Annotated in this window: 22 protein-coding genes; 10 read left to right on the top strand and 12 right to left on the bottom strand. The window is 51.7% G+C overall.

All coding sequences use genetic code 11. The annotated features are described in order from the left end of the window. Positions 1 to 283 precede the first annotated feature (283 nt). The gene (locus LIX15_RS26040) at positions 284 to 1,339 is read right to left on the bottom strand and encodes a DUF7972 family membrane protein (RefSeq protein ID WP_227778067.1); all 1,056 of its coding nucleotides are present in this window, start codon (positions 1,337 to 1,339) and stop codon (positions 284 to 286) included. Positions 1,340 to 1,618: 279 nt separating this feature from the next. On the opposite strand from LIX15_RS26040, the gene LIX15_RS26045 reads away from it, so the two are divergent. The 3 genes from LIX15_RS26045 (at position 1,619) to ddfA (LIX15_RS26060) (ending at position 3,451) form a co-directional block, all read left to right on the top strand. Then, positions 1,619 to 1,834, top strand: coding sequence for a hypothetical protein (locus LIX15_RS26045; protein WP_227778068.1), 216 nt, complete (start codon positions 1,619 to 1,621; stop codon positions 1,832 to 1,834). A 280-nt stretch (positions 1,835 to 2,114) separates the two neighbouring features. After that, positions 2,115 to 2,786 carry a bacterio-opsin activator domain-containing protein gene (locus LIX15_RS33825; protein WP_438267232.1) on the top strand — a complete coding sequence of 224 codons (672 nt, stop codon included), beginning with the start codon at positions 2,115 to 2,117 and terminating at the stop codon, positions 2,784 to 2,786. 362 nt (positions 2,787 to 3,148) lie between these two features. Then, positions 3,149 to 3,451 carry a DdfA family disk-determining factor gene (ddfA, locus tag LIX15_RS26060; RefSeq protein WP_227778069.1) on the top strand — a complete coding sequence of 101 codons (303 nt, stop codon included), beginning with the start codon at positions 3,149 to 3,151 and terminating at the stop codon, positions 3,449 to 3,451. A 27-nt stretch (positions 3,452 to 3,478) separates the two neighbouring features. On the opposite strand, the gene LIX15_RS26065 is transcribed toward ddfA (LIX15_RS26060), so the two are convergent. Continuing rightward, entirely contained in the window at positions 3,479 to 4,318 is an 840-nt protein-coding gene (locus LIX15_RS26065) for a TrmB family transcriptional regulator (RefSeq protein WP_227778070.1), read from the bottom strand. Between the two features lie 405 nt (positions 4,319 to 4,723). Between LIX15_RS26065 and LIX15_RS26070 the strand changes: the two genes are divergently transcribed. Together LIX15_RS26070 and LIX15_RS26075 are read left to right on the top strand one after the other, a co-directional pair. Then, a complete protein-coding gene (locus LIX15_RS26070) occupies positions 4,724 to 5,194 on the top strand; it encodes a hypothetical protein (RefSeq protein WP_227778071.1) in 471 nt (156 codons plus the stop codon). Positions 5,195 to 5,312: 118 nt separating this feature from the next. Next, positions 5,313 to 5,507, top strand: a complete 195-nt coding sequence (locus LIX15_RS26075; protein ID WP_227778072.1) for a hypothetical protein — start codon at positions 5,313 to 5,315, stop codon at positions 5,505 to 5,507. Positions 5,508 to 5,522: 15 nt separating this feature from the next. Here the strand turns inward: LIX15_RS26075 and ddfA (LIX15_RS26080) are convergent, their stop codons facing one another. Both ddfA (LIX15_RS26080) and LIX15_RS26085 read right to left on the bottom strand, forming a co-directional pair. Further along, complete coding sequence (gene ddfA / locus LIX15_RS26080) at positions 5,523 to 5,879, bottom strand: DdfA family disk-determining factor (protein WP_227778073.1); 357 nt, start codon at positions 5,877 to 5,879, stop codon at positions 5,523 to 5,525. Between the two features lie 349 nt (positions 5,880 to 6,228). Next, positions 6,229 to 6,543 (bottom strand): DUF7344 domain-containing protein, encoded by a 315-nt coding sequence (locus tag LIX15_RS26085; RefSeq protein ID WP_227778074.1) that lies wholly within the window; start codon positions 6,541 to 6,543, stop codon positions 6,229 to 6,231. 158 nt (positions 6,544 to 6,701) lie between these two features. Here LIX15_RS26085 and LIX15_RS26090 point away from each other — a divergent pair, with 158 nt between their 5' ends. Further along, the gene (locus LIX15_RS26090) at positions 6,702 to 7,193 is read left to right on the top strand and encodes an Lrp/AsnC family transcriptional regulator (protein ID WP_227778075.1); all 492 of its coding nucleotides are present in this window, start codon (positions 6,702 to 6,704) and stop codon (positions 7,191 to 7,193) included. Positions 7,194 to 7,555: 362 nt separating this feature from the next. Beyond that, complete coding sequence (gene ddfA, locus LIX15_RS26095) at positions 7,556 to 7,831, top strand: DdfA family disk-determining factor (protein ID WP_227778076.1); 276 nt, start codon at positions 7,556 to 7,558, stop codon at positions 7,829 to 7,831. A gap of 121 nt (positions 7,832 to 7,952) precedes the next feature. Here ddfA (LIX15_RS26095) and LIX15_RS26100 read toward each other — a convergent pair whose 3' ends face one another. From LIX15_RS26100 to LIX15_RS26115, 4 genes are all read right to left on the bottom strand, one after another. Then, positions 7,953 to 8,324 carry a DUF7344 domain-containing protein gene (locus LIX15_RS26100; RefSeq protein WP_227778077.1) on the bottom strand — a complete coding sequence of 124 codons (372 nt, stop codon included), beginning with the start codon at positions 8,322 to 8,324 and terminating at the stop codon, positions 7,953 to 7,955. Positions 8,325 to 8,401: 77 nt separating this feature from the next. After that, positions 8,402 to 8,638, bottom strand: coding sequence for a helix-turn-helix domain-containing protein (locus LIX15_RS33430; protein WP_227778078.1), 237 nt, complete (start codon positions 8,636 to 8,638; stop codon positions 8,402 to 8,404). Positions 8,639 to 8,719: 81 nt separating this feature from the next. After that, complete coding sequence (locus LIX15_RS26110; protein WP_227778079.1) at positions 8,720 to 9,052, bottom strand: bacterio-opsin activator domain-containing protein; 333 nt, start codon at positions 9,050 to 9,052, stop codon at positions 8,720 to 8,722. Positions 9,053 to 9,614: 562 nt separating this feature from the next. After that, on the bottom strand, positions 9,615 to 9,899 hold the full coding sequence (locus tag LIX15_RS26115; protein WP_227778080.1) for a hypothetical protein: 285 nt from the start codon (positions 9,897 to 9,899) through the stop codon (positions 9,615 to 9,617). A 303-nt stretch (positions 9,900 to 10,202) separates the two neighbouring features. Between LIX15_RS26115 and LIX15_RS26120 the strand changes: the two genes are divergently transcribed. Together LIX15_RS26120 and LIX15_RS26125 are read left to right on the top strand one after the other, a co-directional pair. Next, the gene (locus LIX15_RS26120; protein WP_227778081.1) at positions 10,203 to 10,862 is read left to right on the top strand and encodes a helix-turn-helix domain-containing protein; all 660 of its coding nucleotides are present in this window, start codon (positions 10,203 to 10,205) and stop codon (positions 10,860 to 10,862) included. Positions 10,863 to 10,939: 77 nt separating this feature from the next. After that, positions 10,940 to 11,314, top strand: a complete 375-nt coding sequence (locus LIX15_RS26125) for a DUF7344 domain-containing protein (protein WP_227778082.1) — start codon at positions 10,940 to 10,942, stop codon at positions 11,312 to 11,314. Positions 11,315 to 11,595: 281 nt separating this feature from the next. Here the strand turns inward: LIX15_RS26125 and serS are convergent, their stop codons facing one another. The 3 genes from serS to LIX15_RS26140 form a co-directional block, all read right to left on the bottom strand. After that, complete coding sequence (gene serS, locus LIX15_RS26130) at positions 11,596 to 12,873, bottom strand: serine--tRNA ligase (RefSeq protein ID WP_227778083.1); 1,278 nt, start codon at positions 12,871 to 12,873, stop codon at positions 11,596 to 11,598. Positions 12,874 to 13,214: 341 nt separating this feature from the next. After that, positions 13,215 to 13,784: a thermonuclease family protein gene (locus tag LIX15_RS26135; protein ID WP_227778084.1), complete on the bottom strand. Its 570-nt coding sequence runs from the start codon at positions 13,782 to 13,784 to the stop codon at positions 13,215 to 13,217. 120 nt (positions 13,785 to 13,904) lie between these two features. Beyond that, a complete protein-coding gene (locus tag LIX15_RS26140) occupies positions 13,905 to 14,213 on the bottom strand; it encodes a hypothetical protein (protein WP_227778085.1) in 309 nt (102 codons plus the stop codon). Positions 14,214 to 14,322: 109 nt separating this feature from the next. Between LIX15_RS26140 and LIX15_RS33020 the strand changes: the two genes are divergently transcribed. Further along, entirely contained in the window at positions 14,323 to 14,451 is a 129-nt protein-coding gene (locus LIX15_RS33020; protein ID WP_265338456.1) for a hypothetical protein, read from the top strand. Between the two features lie 615 nt (positions 14,452 to 15,066). Here the strand turns inward: LIX15_RS33020 and LIX15_RS26145 are convergent. Beyond that, positions 15,067 to 15,303: a hypothetical protein gene (locus LIX15_RS26145; RefSeq protein ID WP_227777137.1), complete on the bottom strand. Its 237-nt coding sequence runs from the start codon at positions 15,301 to 15,303 to the stop codon at positions 15,067 to 15,069. Between the last annotated feature and the right edge of the window lie 452 nt (positions 15,304 to 15,755).

A 15,755-nucleotide genomic window follows, 5' to 3' on the forward strand; every position in this document is an offset into this window, starting at 1 on the left:
CTTCTGAGACAACGTTCCAGATGTTGAGATCGAACTACGGAATGAGGATGGCGAGCAATTGAAGGCTATCTCAGGCACTGCAATTCCACCCAAATGTTCTGTTGACTCCGATAGTGGCGACAGGATAGTGGCGCTGTACTGGCGGTAGTAGAGTAAAAATTTCACTTGTACCTCTTTCCTCACTTCAAAATCCTAACGAAAGCATAGTCACCCGACTACTCAATCGACACGTGTCTTGGCAATTAAAATAGATTAATCTTCCTCCCGATTGGCTGTCGATAACTCACTCAAAGTCGTCTTCCCACTCAATCTCCTCATTGCGATCAGTTGTTCGCAAAACAAATGGCCCGATTGCAAGGGTTCGCTTCGCGACGGTCGCAATCCGGAGGATATACGAAAGAAGAATAAGGAACGGGAGGATCGTGATTGCCACGGCTAGACTGACGAGCCAGAGCGTGTTCGGTACCCCGAGTATTTCTCCTGGAATCTCTCGTGGGTTATAAAAAAGAATCATGAGAAAGGTAGTGGTGAGCGACGGAATTGCAGCATAGAGAATTGCCCGCGAGAGGTCAATCAGTTCCCATCGGAAATACAGTGTTTTGATGTGTTCACGCGCCGGGCCGAAGAACTTGATCACCTCGAGGAGATCATTCAGCCGTTCGTTTACCTCATCCGGGAGGGAATCGCTATGCAAGTTCCGGAGTCGACGTAGGTCGTGAACCTTGCGCGAATAATTGAAACCTAAGGCCGCGCCAAGAACGTTGAACGTCCCGAACTGAGAATCGGTCAGTTGTTCCTGTGCTTCCTCCGCATTATCTGTGATGCCATCGACAGTATCTTCGATCTCATCACGCATATCCCCATCAATACCAGTATCCATAGCGTCTTCAAGGGTAATCGCTTTCCTCCGGATTGCTTCAATGAGGGCTCGGAGAAACGTGGACGGCTGTGCAGGACTCACCGCAAGGGCCGTTGCGTCCTCGAGGTCTTGGCGAAAACTCAGTGCGCCCTTCATCCGCTCACGTTGAGTCCCGATTGGGTCGAGTTCCTGCGAAAGAACCAATTGATTAATCGTCAGGATGAGGGTGACGCCTGTGATGACGCCACTGACAAGGCCCTGAAACAGGGTATCGATTGGGTCTTGGTATTGCAGAAGCACTGGAATCGGGGCAGGCCCGAAGGTTCCGACGAGAACGAGCGTAACGAAGATACTCGCTGCAAGGCCGCCAACGATGACCCAGCGATTGACCTCCAATAAGATCTTGATTTTGAGCTGGCTAGCACCCGCGCGTTGGTGCATTGAATTCATAGATGACGTTCCGTCACTCGAATCACTCATCACCACCAGTTGAATCGATGCCCAATAAACTCCTGTGCATCGCTCCTACTTTTGATATCCAGAAAATTGTCGGGTTACTACCTCTTAGATCCTAAGTAGAAGTGACTCACCCCCGGTGCCTCTATCGCTCTGTCCGGAGCTCGTGGTGCAAATTCCTCAATCGATGATAAACTCTCTCGAGAGTCGTCTCTTTTCGCCGCTCTTTTACCCGATTCCTCACACATTATATCTGTGTGAAATTATCACTGATTTATACGGGTAGGTGACTAGTGGTTCGCCATGCTTGAGAACGACGCACCCTCTGCCGACGAAGAGGTAGCACGACTCCGTCTTGCACTCCACCATACCAAACTCTCCACATTAGTGAAACACGGCTTTCTCACCTGGGATTACGACGAGAATCTCGTGAAGAAGGGCCCCCGATTCGACGCTATCACTCCACTGTCGGATCTCCCGGATGACCACGGTGGCGAACTCCCCGATGAGTACCTGTAGCACATCATCAACCTGATTCCTCAATCCCGCTCCGTGGTCAGAACGGATTCAACAGCGACTGTTTAAGCAGAAACCTCTGATAGCCGCCTTCAAATCGTGGGGTTCGTATTTTGTCTCTATCTGTTCTCACGGGATATGTGATCGCGGCACTTGCTAGAGCTCTGCCGCCCATAACGCCCATAAGCTCTGAAAACCACGTAGAAACATGAGTACAATCGCGGAATTTAGTATCCCTGCGGAGGAATTTGCCTTATCCGAGACATTGGAGCGCCTGCCCGAGATGGTGTTCACAATCGACCGGGTCGTCGCACACGATACAGATTACGTACTGCCATTTGTCTGGGCATCCAACGGTGATTTCGAGACGCTGACAGAGGTACTCGGAGACGACCCAAGTGTTGGGGATGTCGAGCTGCTCACCGAACTCGAAGACGAATGGCTTTACCGAATGGAATGGGTCACCAAGACCCAGATCATTGCGTATATGCTGCTCGAACAGGATGCGACCGTGCAGCGGGCAATGGCGCACAACGATAAGTGGACTCTTCGTGTGCTGTTCCCCGAGCAGAACAAGATTTCGGCAGTCAGTATGCGAAAGAACACGGATTCTCGCTCGATGTCTCCCGGATCTATGATGCCGATAGCGCCCAGCGTGTTCAGTTCGATCTCACCGACGACCAACAAAAAGCGCTTACCCTGGCCGTCGAACACGGCTACTACGACGTCCCGCGGGTGGCCAATCAATCAGAATTGGCCGAGAAACTTGGCGTATCACACCAAGCGCTTTCCGAGCGTCTCCGGCGAGGAACCAAAGGAATCCTCAAGGAAGTTCTCCCAACTATCTCCAGCAATGAGAACACAAGTCGTAATCTCTAACGAAGAACTGTGGAGAGAATACCTATATCTCTCAACAGGGGAGGGATTGACTCCTAGTCTGAAGCTCGACAGATGAACGTATAATCTTAACTAACACCGAGCGGGTGGCTACCGGGTTTGTTGGTGAAGATCGCCATCAACGACAAATTGCCGGAGCTAGGTAAAACGCATGACCCTATCTATTGGAGTTACATCTGTCATGCACGGCTACTCAGCGTTTAAAGTACTTATTTGGAATCGAGATCACTTGCTCTAACCCCTTTTTCCCATAAATCTATAAGCGGCAGTGAATATCACCTAGTATTTTCGATTTACCCGATTAGCATGTGTTCCGGTAGCCGAGAATGCTGAATTTCCGATTCAGCAGTCAGATGTAAATCTCTAGTCACCCATATTCTCACAAAATGTTTTTGATGACCGCCCTCAAAGTGCTCACGCATGAGTGAGGAGGAGCCGCCGAGTTCTGATGCTGGGATGTTACGCGAAGCAATTCAAACCCAGTATGAGTGGTCAGCAATTGAACCGAGCACCGCTGTCGTCAAAACCGTTGCCCAGGCAGCACACTGCGACCAGCAAGAGCTCAGTCCACTCTACAAGTGTATTGATCCCGACGCCTTAGATGCGATGATTGTACCACCGCTGGCACGGAACACCGATACGACTGTATCGATCTCCTTCACCTACACTGGCTACTCCGTCACTGTCCACAGCACTGGCGCCGTACACGTTGCTCCCAGCTAAGAACCCCTGATACTGTAGCACCGAAGACTACTCGTCCTCGGTCACATCAGGATCCTGCCTCCGTGGCAAACCAGTGGCCATCAATCGCCGGGCAATCACCACGATTCCATTGTCGAACCCTCTCCCAAACACTGCCTTTTCCGTCTCAATCCCACCGGTATCCGTCTCGTGCACCGAACTCACGAGAATCGTATTCTTATCGATTAACAGTAACCGACTGATCGTCGTGTCGTCGTTGGCCTCAAGGGGCGAACTGTGCAACCACTCTAACCCGGAGACGAACACTTCTGCATCGGGCAGTGTCTCTGCGATTTGCTCACGAAGCTCCTGGGTTTGTGTACCAATCAGCACATCGAGACCCGTGTCGAGCGCCTCTTGGAGCTGTGCAAGCAATCCGTCAGTAATAACCTCGTCACGACCGACAATGAGCACGATCTCTCTCCCGGCGGCATCGATGAGTTGTTGAGTACGATTCGTAATCGCAGTGGTCCCCGAGAGCGCCCAGACTTCGTGTGTGAGTTCCTCATCACCGCCATCTGATTCTACAGGCTCGATTGCGCCCACTGCCTCGATGAGTGTGTCCGTCCGTGATTCGTATTCTTGGCGCAGCGTCTCGGCGGCCTCCTCAATCGGCACGGCGCGAAATTGCTGGGGATTCGAATGCTGAATCTCGACAAGCCCTTTGGATTCTAGCACTCGAATCGCATCATAGACGCGTGTTCGTGGCACTTCGGAAATCTCGCTGATCTCTTTGGCTGTTCCCTTCGGGAGGCGTGCTAACGCCACGAAACACCCTGCTTCGTACTCTTTCAAGCCGAGTTGCTGGAGCAGTTCGATCGATTGTTGTTGATTAGATAAGTCCTTCATGGGTCCCAACCACTTGCCCGGGATCACCGGGTTTGTTCAGATCGTTCTGTCGCCGAGAAGTTGGTTGGTGTTCAACTCGTGGGGCTGGTTTGACAGAACTATTCACTATCAATACATTTTATTTCTCCACACGTATCAAAGGCACTCATCCCTCTGCAGTCATTTTGCTGATTCGCCAGCCAATGCGATATTAACTCAGATAATCACAGAAATCTGATCCTAAAAACGCAATTTATTGCGAGATTGTTGCTGATTTCACAGCAAGTGGATGGCTTCCCGATTGGTATGCTTTCGATGGCATCAGTAGGTGGCAATGTATATTTTGACAGATATAAGTTAGATAATTAATCAGTCACCCAGATAATCACAGTAAGGTTATACAGGACTAGCCCAAATACTTAGCAGATGCGTCTGGTGTATCGACTCACGTTTCCCGCCGAGCAAATCAATCTCGTTAGTCCATATCTTCGTGAGTCGAATTCCTTTCTCGAGTTCGCCACCCTTGGCGACCCAGATGAGAACCTCTTGCCTCAGTTCTGGGTATACGGCCCCGAGCGCGAGCTGCTCGCAAGTCGCCTCGCTAACGACCGAGCAGTAACTGACCTCTCTCAACACGCTCGGTGTTCTGACCGAGTATCCTACCGCGTTCAATGGGATCTGAGCGCCGATGCAGTCACGCCGCTTGCCAAGCTTGCGACGACACTCCACGAGCAGGAGGCAACTGCGCTGTTCGGGCGTATTACACCCTCAGAGTGGTTGTGTCTCCTTCACTTTTCATCCCGCGACGCAGTGATTCATTTCTATACCGAGTCTGGGGTTTCACAGCCCAGACTTGATCACCACACTGATCTCGAATTGAAGAATCACCATCCCTAATTATCTGAAAGAGGAGTGACGTCAGATTCGCATCCGCCTGTTATTCCGGTGGTCGTAGTGAACAGGAAAGCCAATATCCACCGGTGCACTCTTACCGGTGAGCTCTGTTTGCTAGCATATGGCAGAGTTTGTAGTTCACTTGGAGGATCAGGCGGAACTCGAACTTGACAATCTTGACGTTGGTGTCGAAGAAGACGTGATTGCCTTCGACATTACAGGGACGATTCGAGATATCGACGATGATCTCCTCGCTGACTTGGCTGATACAACACTGACGCCAACCGAGGTTCACTTTGCACTCACTGACGACTAACGCTCGGATCGAGTTCTACTCGGCGTCGTCACTCCGTGAGCGTTCGTTGCCTGTCTCGGCCTCGGTGCGGCGGAGACTGATTTTTCCGTTGCTGTCGATCCTGACGTGATACGTGTCATAATTAAACACAACATGGCCGTCGGTGTCACGCGGTGTGCCATCCATCTGTGGCCCAAACAGTGCATCAAGGGCCTCTGGGTCGATGAACTCCGCGAGAAGCGCCAGCTCAGCGGGGTCGGCGTCATTGAGCGTTGCGATAGCCGTGATGAGTTCTTCGCTGACGGTGTCCGTAAGCGGATCAAACTCCGTCTGGTGGGTGTCATCGTCCGACTCATCATGATTCTCGTCGTTAGAGGGCGTGTGCTTCGTCATGGTGTCAAAGAGAAGTTAAAACAGTGTGATGTGCCCCACATTCGTCATGTGAAACAGCCAGATGAGATCTGAAAGGTTTGCTCCTGCTGCAAATGGAAACAGACACACAGTGCGCCCTTGCTTCTTTATCGTGAGCGACTACGTGCCAGTCACATATACCTCTGGCTAAAAGTCCAACACTGCATGCTATGGAACCTCTGCGAGTTGGTCCCTGTTCGAATCATGTCCAATAGCGACCGCGAGCACTTACACGACCCATCTGCAGTCGGAGGGTGAAAGGCTGGTTCTTTGCTTGATTTCGGCAGTTGACTATTTCTGGCGACCGATGGCATTGAGGTGGGATACGACATTAGTCGGGGACACCACGGTCAGTAAGAATATCTTGATTTTCACTCAGAACGGTGAGCAGTGGCTCGATCTCGTCGAACCGAGGCCCCTTTGTCACGTGCTGTGCGTCTTGATCCCAGTCGATGAAGCCGTGATCCACTAATTTGGGGAGATGGACGTGCTGCATTGCGATCGTTTGCTCTTCGTCTCCCCCGTCCGCTGCCAAAGCTCGAGAGGGAGCGAGACGATCGGGTTGAGGAGTCCGTTGTGCTAAGGCCATAAGGAGCCGTCGTCGGTGGCGATTCGAGAGGACTGAGAGCTGCTCGTCGAGCGTCATAGGTACTTACATCCTAACACACTGAACACGGTTAAGCACCTCTCATTTTTCGGATTGGTAGTTGTTTGAGGAAGTGAGTGAATCACTTAAACGTAGTTTATTGGTGATTCACTCAGTTTCTCACAGATTATTTACGCCCACTCCACCTATTATCGCAGATGAGCCGAGGACTCGACAACGTGGATCAAGGCATTCTGTATCATCTCCAGCGAGATGCACGGAATACAACCACGGAAGAAATTGCCGAAACAGTCGGTGTCTCCGCGAGCACTGTGCGGAACCGGATTTCGCAACTCGAAGAAGACGGCATTATCAAGGGCTATCATCCCGAGATTGACTATGAAGCCGCTAACCTTCCGCTACGCGTACTGTTCGTGTGTACTGCGCCAGCAACCGAACAAGCCGAATTTGTCCAGCAGATGCTCGCTGTGCAGGGCGTAATCGATGTATGCGAGATGCTTGTCGGCAAACGGAATATCTACGTGGAAGTGGTTGGGACGAGTAGCCAAGATATTACACGCATCACGGACACGCTGCACGACTCAGGCGTCACGATTGAGAGTTCCGAGATCATACGCGAGCGGCATATCCAGCCATTCAATCATTTCCATTTCAGTGAGGAAACGGCAAAAGAGCGACGTGAGAGCTGATTTTTTCAACTCTTTCAATTGCAGATTTCACACTTTCGAACGTCTATTTTGCTGAATTTATACAGGGACTCTGCTGCAGAACAACATTTCGAGCCTTTTGTTGGTCATTTTGTAATCTGCTGAATATCTATAAATGATAATTATGTATGGAAGAGGTGGTGTGAGGTGAGAACGGCCAGAGGGGTTCAAGTGTTTCCGCTAGCCTTTGTCGAAAAGGAATTCTGTTGGACGGCGTCCAACAGTTCAGTCGAGATATCCACGGGTTATAATAGGTTAACGCCAATAGCGTATAGGGTACAGAATAGCGGCTAAATTCATCACAGCTCTGGTCTACTACCGCTATTTAGCAAGAAAACGTATCTATGTATTCAACGAATCCCCACGACGAGCCACCTGATGCATCGCCACACTCACTGAGTACGCGCGTGCTGACCGCCGTCGCAGATGCGAAGGAATGCACGCCAGATGACCTAGAACCATTGTACAATGTAGTCAATCCAGAAGCTCTCGATGAGCTCTTTGCCCCACAGGCAGATGGCACGACGCGAGCAGACGGCTCTGTCTCGTTTCAGTATGCCGGGTACCGGGTAACGGTGTCAAGTGAGGGGAATGTGAGCCTGGAGAGTCATAACGCATAGGAAACATGGGCCGACACCCAGTAGCAGCTCTCATCTAGAGTGGCAGTCGTGACCGTTGTTGCTATCAAACCCTGATTTTCATTCCGTAGAATACCCTGCAACCTGTTGCGTCACTGACTCTCTACTGTTCGATCTCTGCTGCGATCGCGAGGAACTGCTCGATCGATTGGAGCGTCTCTGTTGCCATCACCGTATTTCGATCAGCATTGATAGTCACGAGATTTGCACCCTCTAACTTCGGCAGATGGCAATGATGAAACGTAATTGTTTCCTGCTTCAACATTCCCTCTGGAACCTCGTTCTTGGCTAGCTCGTGCTGATCTGCACTGATCTCCCGAATCAGATCTGCGATCGCGATTGGTTTGGAGCGCTCGTGGAGATGCGAGAGGACGAATCGCCGACGTGGTTCAGCAAGTATCTCGAACACAGCATCCAATGAAGGGTCTGTCTCATCCCTTGTCTCCGAATAACGTGCTGGTGAGTTCGAACCCATAGGGGTACTACGTTTATGTAGTGGTGAGAATCACCGGCATGACCAGTCATGCCTTTATATAAAACGGTGAATATTGATTACACGTTTTCAGGTTCGATAAGAACGGTCGTAACGAGCTGTTCGATTCCTCGACGAAGTCGTTCTGACGCAGCCTGGCGAGAAATACCCAATGAGTCCGCTAGGTCTTCCAACGCGATATCGCGAGGGATGCGATAGTAGCCGTGTTCGACAGCCGCAACAAGCGCGTCGCGTTGGGCTGCTGTGAGTTGTGCCCGCTCTTGGCGTGGGAATCGTGGCTCAAAGAGATTCAGCAACCGATATGGATGCTCCTGGAGCGAGAGATATTCTTGAAAGATATTGATTTGCTCACGCGACGCAAAGCGAATCCGGAGCTCCTACGTACCGTCATGCGCTTTGGCATTCAGGACTGCGCCTTCGGTATCAATGAGGGCATCAACGAACTGGGCGACCGAGTCGCTCCATTCCAGCTGATAGTATGTCTCCTCGTCAAATGCTTCTGATTCGATGACTCTCTCGACTGTTGGATCACTGTTCAGTGCCGCATCGAAGGCATCGAAATCGCCACCAGTTACCCACAGACACGGCATGACCCAAACAGTGCCATGGGCGGCGACACGCTCGGCTTTGACCGTCATGTCTGGTGCTGTCTCGAGTGTGTGACCGAGAGCGAATCCTTTTGCCGGGAGCGAAAACGTCGCGACAAACATGGTCCCGAGTAGCGCCTGAAGACGGAAAAACCCATGTACAGGCGAACTGAATACGCCCGTTCAGTGCAAAATAGAGTAGTAATATTATGGTATCTCGGAAAATGAGGTTGGCGTGGTTATCCTGTATTACTCCAGAGAAGCTGCCACATTCTGGAACTGGCTATCAATGTTGTTTTCACGAGTTCAGCTGGCCTATCCACGCGAGAGCTGACAATCGAAGTGGGAAGATTTGGTAGGTAGCTCAACTGATACCATCAGAAACAGCAGTGAAGTGCCCTCAGTATCCTTGAACCAAAATATGTACGAAAGTTGCTCGGCGTTCCCGCCAAGAGACATAAGAGACACCAGACAGTTTGTGAAGTAATGGCAACCTTCGTTGAGTTCTCGCTCCCAGCCACAGACTTCGTGCTTGGCCGCTTACTTACAGCTGACTCAGAAATCAAGGTCGAATTCGAGCAGATCGTCCCCGTTGGGTCAAATGCGATTCCCTTGTTTTTCGCCTGGAATGACGATTTAGATGCATTCGAACAGCGTGTACGCGCTAACGACCATGTCCGCGAATTCAGCGTGATTGAAGAAATCGGGGATCGGCGTTTGTATCTTCTCCTGCAAGTGTTGGTAGTTCAGCTCTTGAGAATGCATACTCACCTTGAATGTACAGTGCTGCTTCGAGCAGCTCGCGAGACCACACCGACAGTTGCTCGTGTTCGGGATGATCGTCTACCCATCGATTGATACACTGAACGGTGTCTAACAGCTGTATGGTTGCGGCTTCCATATCTGAGATCTCCGATGCGGTCATAATTTGTTGCTCGACATCATCTGCATCCCAGTCAATGTCAGCCATAATCTTTGCTATGGAATAGCATTCAATAGAGCTACGGATTTGTCGAGATACTGTTCTTTACGACGAATTCCGATCGACATGGCAGGAGAAGACGAATCCGAGGCTGCTGAACAACCGGAATTGTCACCGGCCTCGCTCAATACAAGCGAAAGCAAGTAGTATTCAGTTGTTAGTTATCGAACACTGATTCTTTGTCTCCTAGCGAAAATAGCTTCCTCCACAACCGACTACGTCTGCCAGCTACCATTTTAGATGCATCTACCCAAGCTACTAAGATTGTATGCATAGATGGGTCAGAGACAGATGGCAGTTATTGTTGAGCTGTCACTCCCGCCAGAGGACTTTCCGTTAGGAACGTTGCTGACTGCAGGAACAGCGATTCATCTCGAATTCGAGCGAGTTGTTCCAGTTGGTACCGACGTCGTCCCTATTTTTTGGGCCTGGAATGGGGATTTAGATAGCTTTGAACACCACGTTCGAGCGGATCCACGCGTTCAGCAGCTCATTGCCATTGACGAGATTAATGACCGACGTTTGTATCTTCTTTACTGGGATATCCCACCTGGTGCGTTTCTGGAAAGTCTTACCGTCGCAGAAGGGATTATTCGGAGCGCACATGGTTCCGGTGACGATGATTGGGTGTTTGAATTATTGTTCCCTTCGCATGATCATCTGACGCGCTTTCACAATGTAAGCCGCGACAATAATCTCGAATATATACTTGGGAAAATGCAAGCGATGCAAGATACTGGAGCGTCCCAATTAGCAAATATCGTCACTGACAAACAACAAGAAGCACTCGTGCTTGCGTTCCAACGTGGCTATTTCATGACACCACGGCAGGTGACGCTCTCAGAATTAGCGACAGAACTGGATATTAGTCAACAGTCACTCTCTGATCGCATTCGACATGGCGTTGAAGCGATTGTCGAATATGTCCTCTTCCGCACGTCGGGAGTGTGATTTTACTACCAACCTTTTAAACTACCCTGTCTGAACAGACCCATCCCTTTTACAACTGGCTCTAGTACCTCCATACAATGAGCCCGTCGGACGATGAGGATCTACCCTGTTCTCTTGATGAACTCTTTGATCTCATAGCAGATCCACAACGTCGACGAATTTTGATCTATCTGATCGACAATGCTGACCACCCTGTTCCCCTTGAAGCGCTTCTTGAAGAACTCATGTCCGACGAAAGTATTGATTCAGCATACTCTCGGGAGCGTCTCTTGATTCGTCTTCGCCATATTCACCTTCCAAAATTGGCGGATTATGGCGTAATCGAGTACAACACCTCACTCCAGCTTATTTCGTATACTGAGCATCCACGAGTAGAAGCACTGATACATGCAGAACAAATCGAGAGCGATGAAACAGGAGGTGATTCGAATGCGGACGATCCACATACGTAGTCCGTACCATTAGAAATGTGTGTTCCACCTTTGGCCTCCTTAGGTGATGCAATCGTTGTTAGCTTCGTTTTACTCGAGATTCGCCGCCTTCACTATGAGCATGGAGTAGGACTGCTCTTTGCCCCATCGGTGATGGTGCATTAATGCTGCAATAGTCTCCACTCCTGCTTAGTGCAAAATAGAGTAGTGCCTGTTCTTATCTTTTCTAGACTTTCAGCACTCCTCCGGGTATCGTAGGTGTCTTCCAAAGATCAGACCCATTTGATAGAGTCGAATCTGACTCAATCGCTCGAGTGAATCTCGATGACCTCCTTCCCGAAATACTCCTGAAGTGGCGCAGGAAGAACGATGCCCTCGCTCGTCTGCTTGTTCTCGACAATCGCAGTGATAATTCGCTGGGGAACAAGCGCTGTCGCGTTGAGCGTGTGTACCGTCTCATTCTCCTCACCCGGTCGCCGAATGCGCGCATTCAACTTTCGGGCTTGATACGAGGTGCAGTTCGAACATGAGACGACCTCACCATACTCCTGTAGTGGTGGTCGCCACACTTCGATATCGAATTTCTTCGCCGCTGTATCACCAAGATCGCCAGTACAGACGTTGACCACCCGATATGGCAGCTCAAGTGCTTGCATCACCTTCTCCGCGTTCTCCAACAATTCACCATGGAGTTCCCACGAATTCGCCGGGTCGGCGAAAATGAACTGTTCGATTTTCTCGAACTGATGCACTCGCCACAGCCCACGCGTCTGCGTACCATGTTTGCCCGCTTCGCGCCGGAAGTTCGTCGAGAACCCCGCGTATTTCAGCGGTAGGTCATCCGCCTCGATGATTTCATCATACTGCAGAGCAGCAAGCGGCTGCTCCGCGGTTGCAATCAGATATCGATTGTGGCGCTCCAGCTTATACAGCTGTTCCCGAAAGTCCTCGAGCTCCGCCGCAGCCTCCATCGGTTCCTCGTCCAGATAGTACGGTGTCTGGACCGGCATGTAGTCCCGCTCAACGAGTAGATCCATCGCGAACTGTTGGAGCGCCCAAGCTAGTCGGACGAGATCGCCTTTGAGATAGTAAGCGCGTTCACCAGCGACTTCGACTGCTTTTTCGGATTCTACGAGATTGTTCCGCTCAAGTAGCTCAGCACCAAGCACTGCATCGTCTTTCTTTCCCTCGGTGGGCTCCCAGTGTTTCACTGGGACGTTATCATTCTCATCCGTACCGTCAGGAACCGGTTCATGTACGAGATTTCCAATCTCATACCGGAGATCATTTCGCTCCGACCGGAGTGTTGCTTCTTGTTCCTCGAGATCGTCGATTGTCGCGTTCAACTCCGCTACTCGCGCGATTGCATCCGAAGCATCCTCTCCAGCCTGCTTTTTCGCTCCAATTTCATCTGTTAGGTTGTTTTTCTCGTGACGAAGACCGTCCAATCGATGGTGTGTCTCGCGCCACTGTTGATCGAGTTCGCGAACGGTGTCGACACGACTGGGATCCTTGCCTCGGCGTTTTTCACTTGCTTTGATCTTGTCTGGGGCGTCCCGAAAGAGGGCAATATCAAGCATAGGGTGTCACTGGAACACTCCAGGCTGATACTGGTCGTCTATAGGTTGATTCGGTGTATTGCGTTCAGTGTACTGCATACGTCGTAGTTGGTGGGTTGTGGAATGATGGCTCTCGGCCAATACAAGCGAGGAAGCGAGGGAGACCGAGCGCCGACGCGTTGAGTTATGCCCAACCGACTGCAGCAGCAGTACTGTCTACTTCCCAAAACGAGGACTGAGACCGAGACCGGGAAGTAGACTCCATATCATGTGCTGACACTTGTGGACACTTATAGTTTTGTGAGATATATTGGCTAGGCTACGCTCACCCATTGACCAAGTGTTTCGCTGATCAAGTGGTTCTAAGAGTCAGTATTGGTGGTTGTGTTCCAGCGGCCGTATCCGCGTTGTTTGGCCTGCTGCTGTTTTTGTAGGAACTCCTGTCGCTTGCTGAACTGGCCGTCTGGCACGCGAGCGTAGCCGATACGAACCAAATCAGAGTTGACCATGAAATTCCCGATGTAGACATACGCTCGTAGGTGGCCGTCGTCTGTTGTGCCCACCTCTGGGTCAGAGACGACTGTCACGACTTGATGATCCATTTGTGATTTCGTATAGCGAACTGCCTTCTTGTGGATGGGACCTCTCTCAGGGACGCTCACACCGATCAAATCAACAGTGCGGTTCTTCCCATTGTGTTTGATCTTGAGCGTCGTCGGATCGATGATCTTGGTGACACGCGCTTGGAAGCGCTCGCTATCCTCAGGGGTCTCAATGTTCGCCGTCGTCGGCTGCCGCAGAGACGTCGTCTGTGTTTCTATTCTCGTCGTCGTTGTCGCGGCGTCGCTACTACCACCGAATCCAAGACCACCGAGACAGCCTGCGAGGACGATGAGCAGGGCAAGGCCGAGAATGGGGAGGGAGCGATGCATACTGGTGGTCGTCTCTGTGTTTAGTTCAACGTTGGGGGTGGCGAATGATGGCCGACACAGATGGTCTGACTACATACCTGTGGCGAGATTCGATCATCGCTGTTTCAAACAGTGTAGTGGTTATTGCGCGAAAATATAGCCGACGAAGACGAGGATGCTTCCGACGGCGAGACTGGAGAGAATGCCAATCAAACGGGAGTAGAGCTGGTTGTGCCGATAGTCACCAATAAGATGCCCGACGGACCAGATCAAGAGAGCAAGGCAGGTCGTGGTCGTAATGACAAACCAGAGTCCCGATGGCATGCGAAACAACCCTTGCCATTGCATCGCGTATGCAGAGAGTGTTCGCCAGAGGAACAGGCCTGCAATAAGTAAGCCGATGAACCCAGCGGTCTGTTCTTTCTGGCGTTGATCTTCAAATACGTCCATGCTGAGAAATCGTGTTGATTGCAAATAACTCTTTATCTAATTCGATATACTATTGATATGGTTGTATATGCCGAGTGGAGCTATGCAATGAACAATCCATAGTAGTAGTTTGCAAGACACTGACCACAACCGGTACTGGCGAGCGAATGAATGCGCCGACCCGAACGCTCCGCAGCAGGCCGCCTCGACCGACCGGACCGCCACTGCTGACACCGGTGGGACAGTCAGACTCCTGTAGCCGGTTGTCAGTCGGATTTCTCGTGTAGCGGACACCACATTTCCGTAGTAATCTGGCCATCTTCAGTCGCACTCGTGCCTCTCGCATCAGTCTTGCACCGCCCGGATGACAGTCCCCTTTGGGTCGTGCTGGGCTGACAGTCTGGTGGTGCTCGAGCTCAGAGAATTCAGTGTCTCGCCCGGAGGACAGTCGGCCCTGCTGTACGTGGTAGTTTGCACTCGGTGCAATGCGCCGTCGACGCCGCAGCTAGCTAGAGGCTCGGCGTACTGGTCGCCAGATCTGACAGTCCCCTCTGTTGGTGGCCGGCGGACAGGGCAGGCTGTCGCTCGTGGACAGTCCCACGTGCTGACGGTGCTGTCTGCTGTCGTCGCCTCTTCTCGCGCTGGTGCGCTCACTGAAACTCTGGTGTGTCGCCCACATTGGGACCCCGCTGGTGCGCTCGGGTCGGCACCCAGATCAGGCCGTCATATCGGCACCCAGATGAAGCGTGCTGGTGGTGGCACCTGGCCATGCCTCAGGCTGTGAGTAGAGATGTGTCGCTCGTCGGCACCCCCACGCTAGACGCACAGCGTTCTGTCGGGCCTGTTCCGGCCAGAAGTGGACTGTCCGGCCTTGTCACGCCCAGTGACTGTCCTGTATGGTCGTGCTACGTTCTTTCTCGTGGTCATCACTCTGTCTCGGGGTGCTGCTGCTCGCGATGTTTCTCAGGAATTCCGGTGTGGTTGCACTCTCGCTGTCGGCTGTCTCGTCGCTCTCCGTGCTGTTCAGACCGTGACTCACTGCCTCTCGCCTGCCGCGGTTGCTACGGTCTTCGTGCTGTCCTGGACGCCAGCGCTCTCGGTCCCTGTTCACCGCTGCTCCTCAATTTGCCTTCGTCCTCTCTGTTGTCGTCCTGTCTTCAGTCGGTGCACTCCGTTGCTTGCTCTGCTGGTCGCGCTGCTGGACTGTCCCTTTCTGTTTCTCTCTGTTTCTTCTGGGTCCGGCATGGCCTGACTGTCCCACGGCCTCACTCTGCTCTTTTTCTCCTCGTGTTCTCGGGTGGACTGTCCCCTCTGTTCGCTCGCTGTTGATGGGCTGTTCGCTCGTCGGTTTCTCGCCTGTGCTGTGCCTGTTGGGGTGCCCCTGTTCACGTCATATCTCCCACCATCACTTTCGTGATAAGTTGGGGTGCCCCTTGCTGCTGTTACACTCGTCATTTGCTCTCTGGTGCCCGCCAGAATTTCCCGCTCTTCTCGGGGGCGTCCTCGCTCCGCGTTGAGTCGCGCACACACATTTCCAGTTTCTGATAGAACTGTGGGATAGCC

The sequence above is a fragment of the Haladaptatus pallidirubidus genome, from assembly GCF_020700235.1.
Classification (GTDB): Archaea; Halobacteriota; Halobacteria; order Halobacteriales; family Haladaptataceae; genus Haladaptatus; species Haladaptatus pallidirubidus.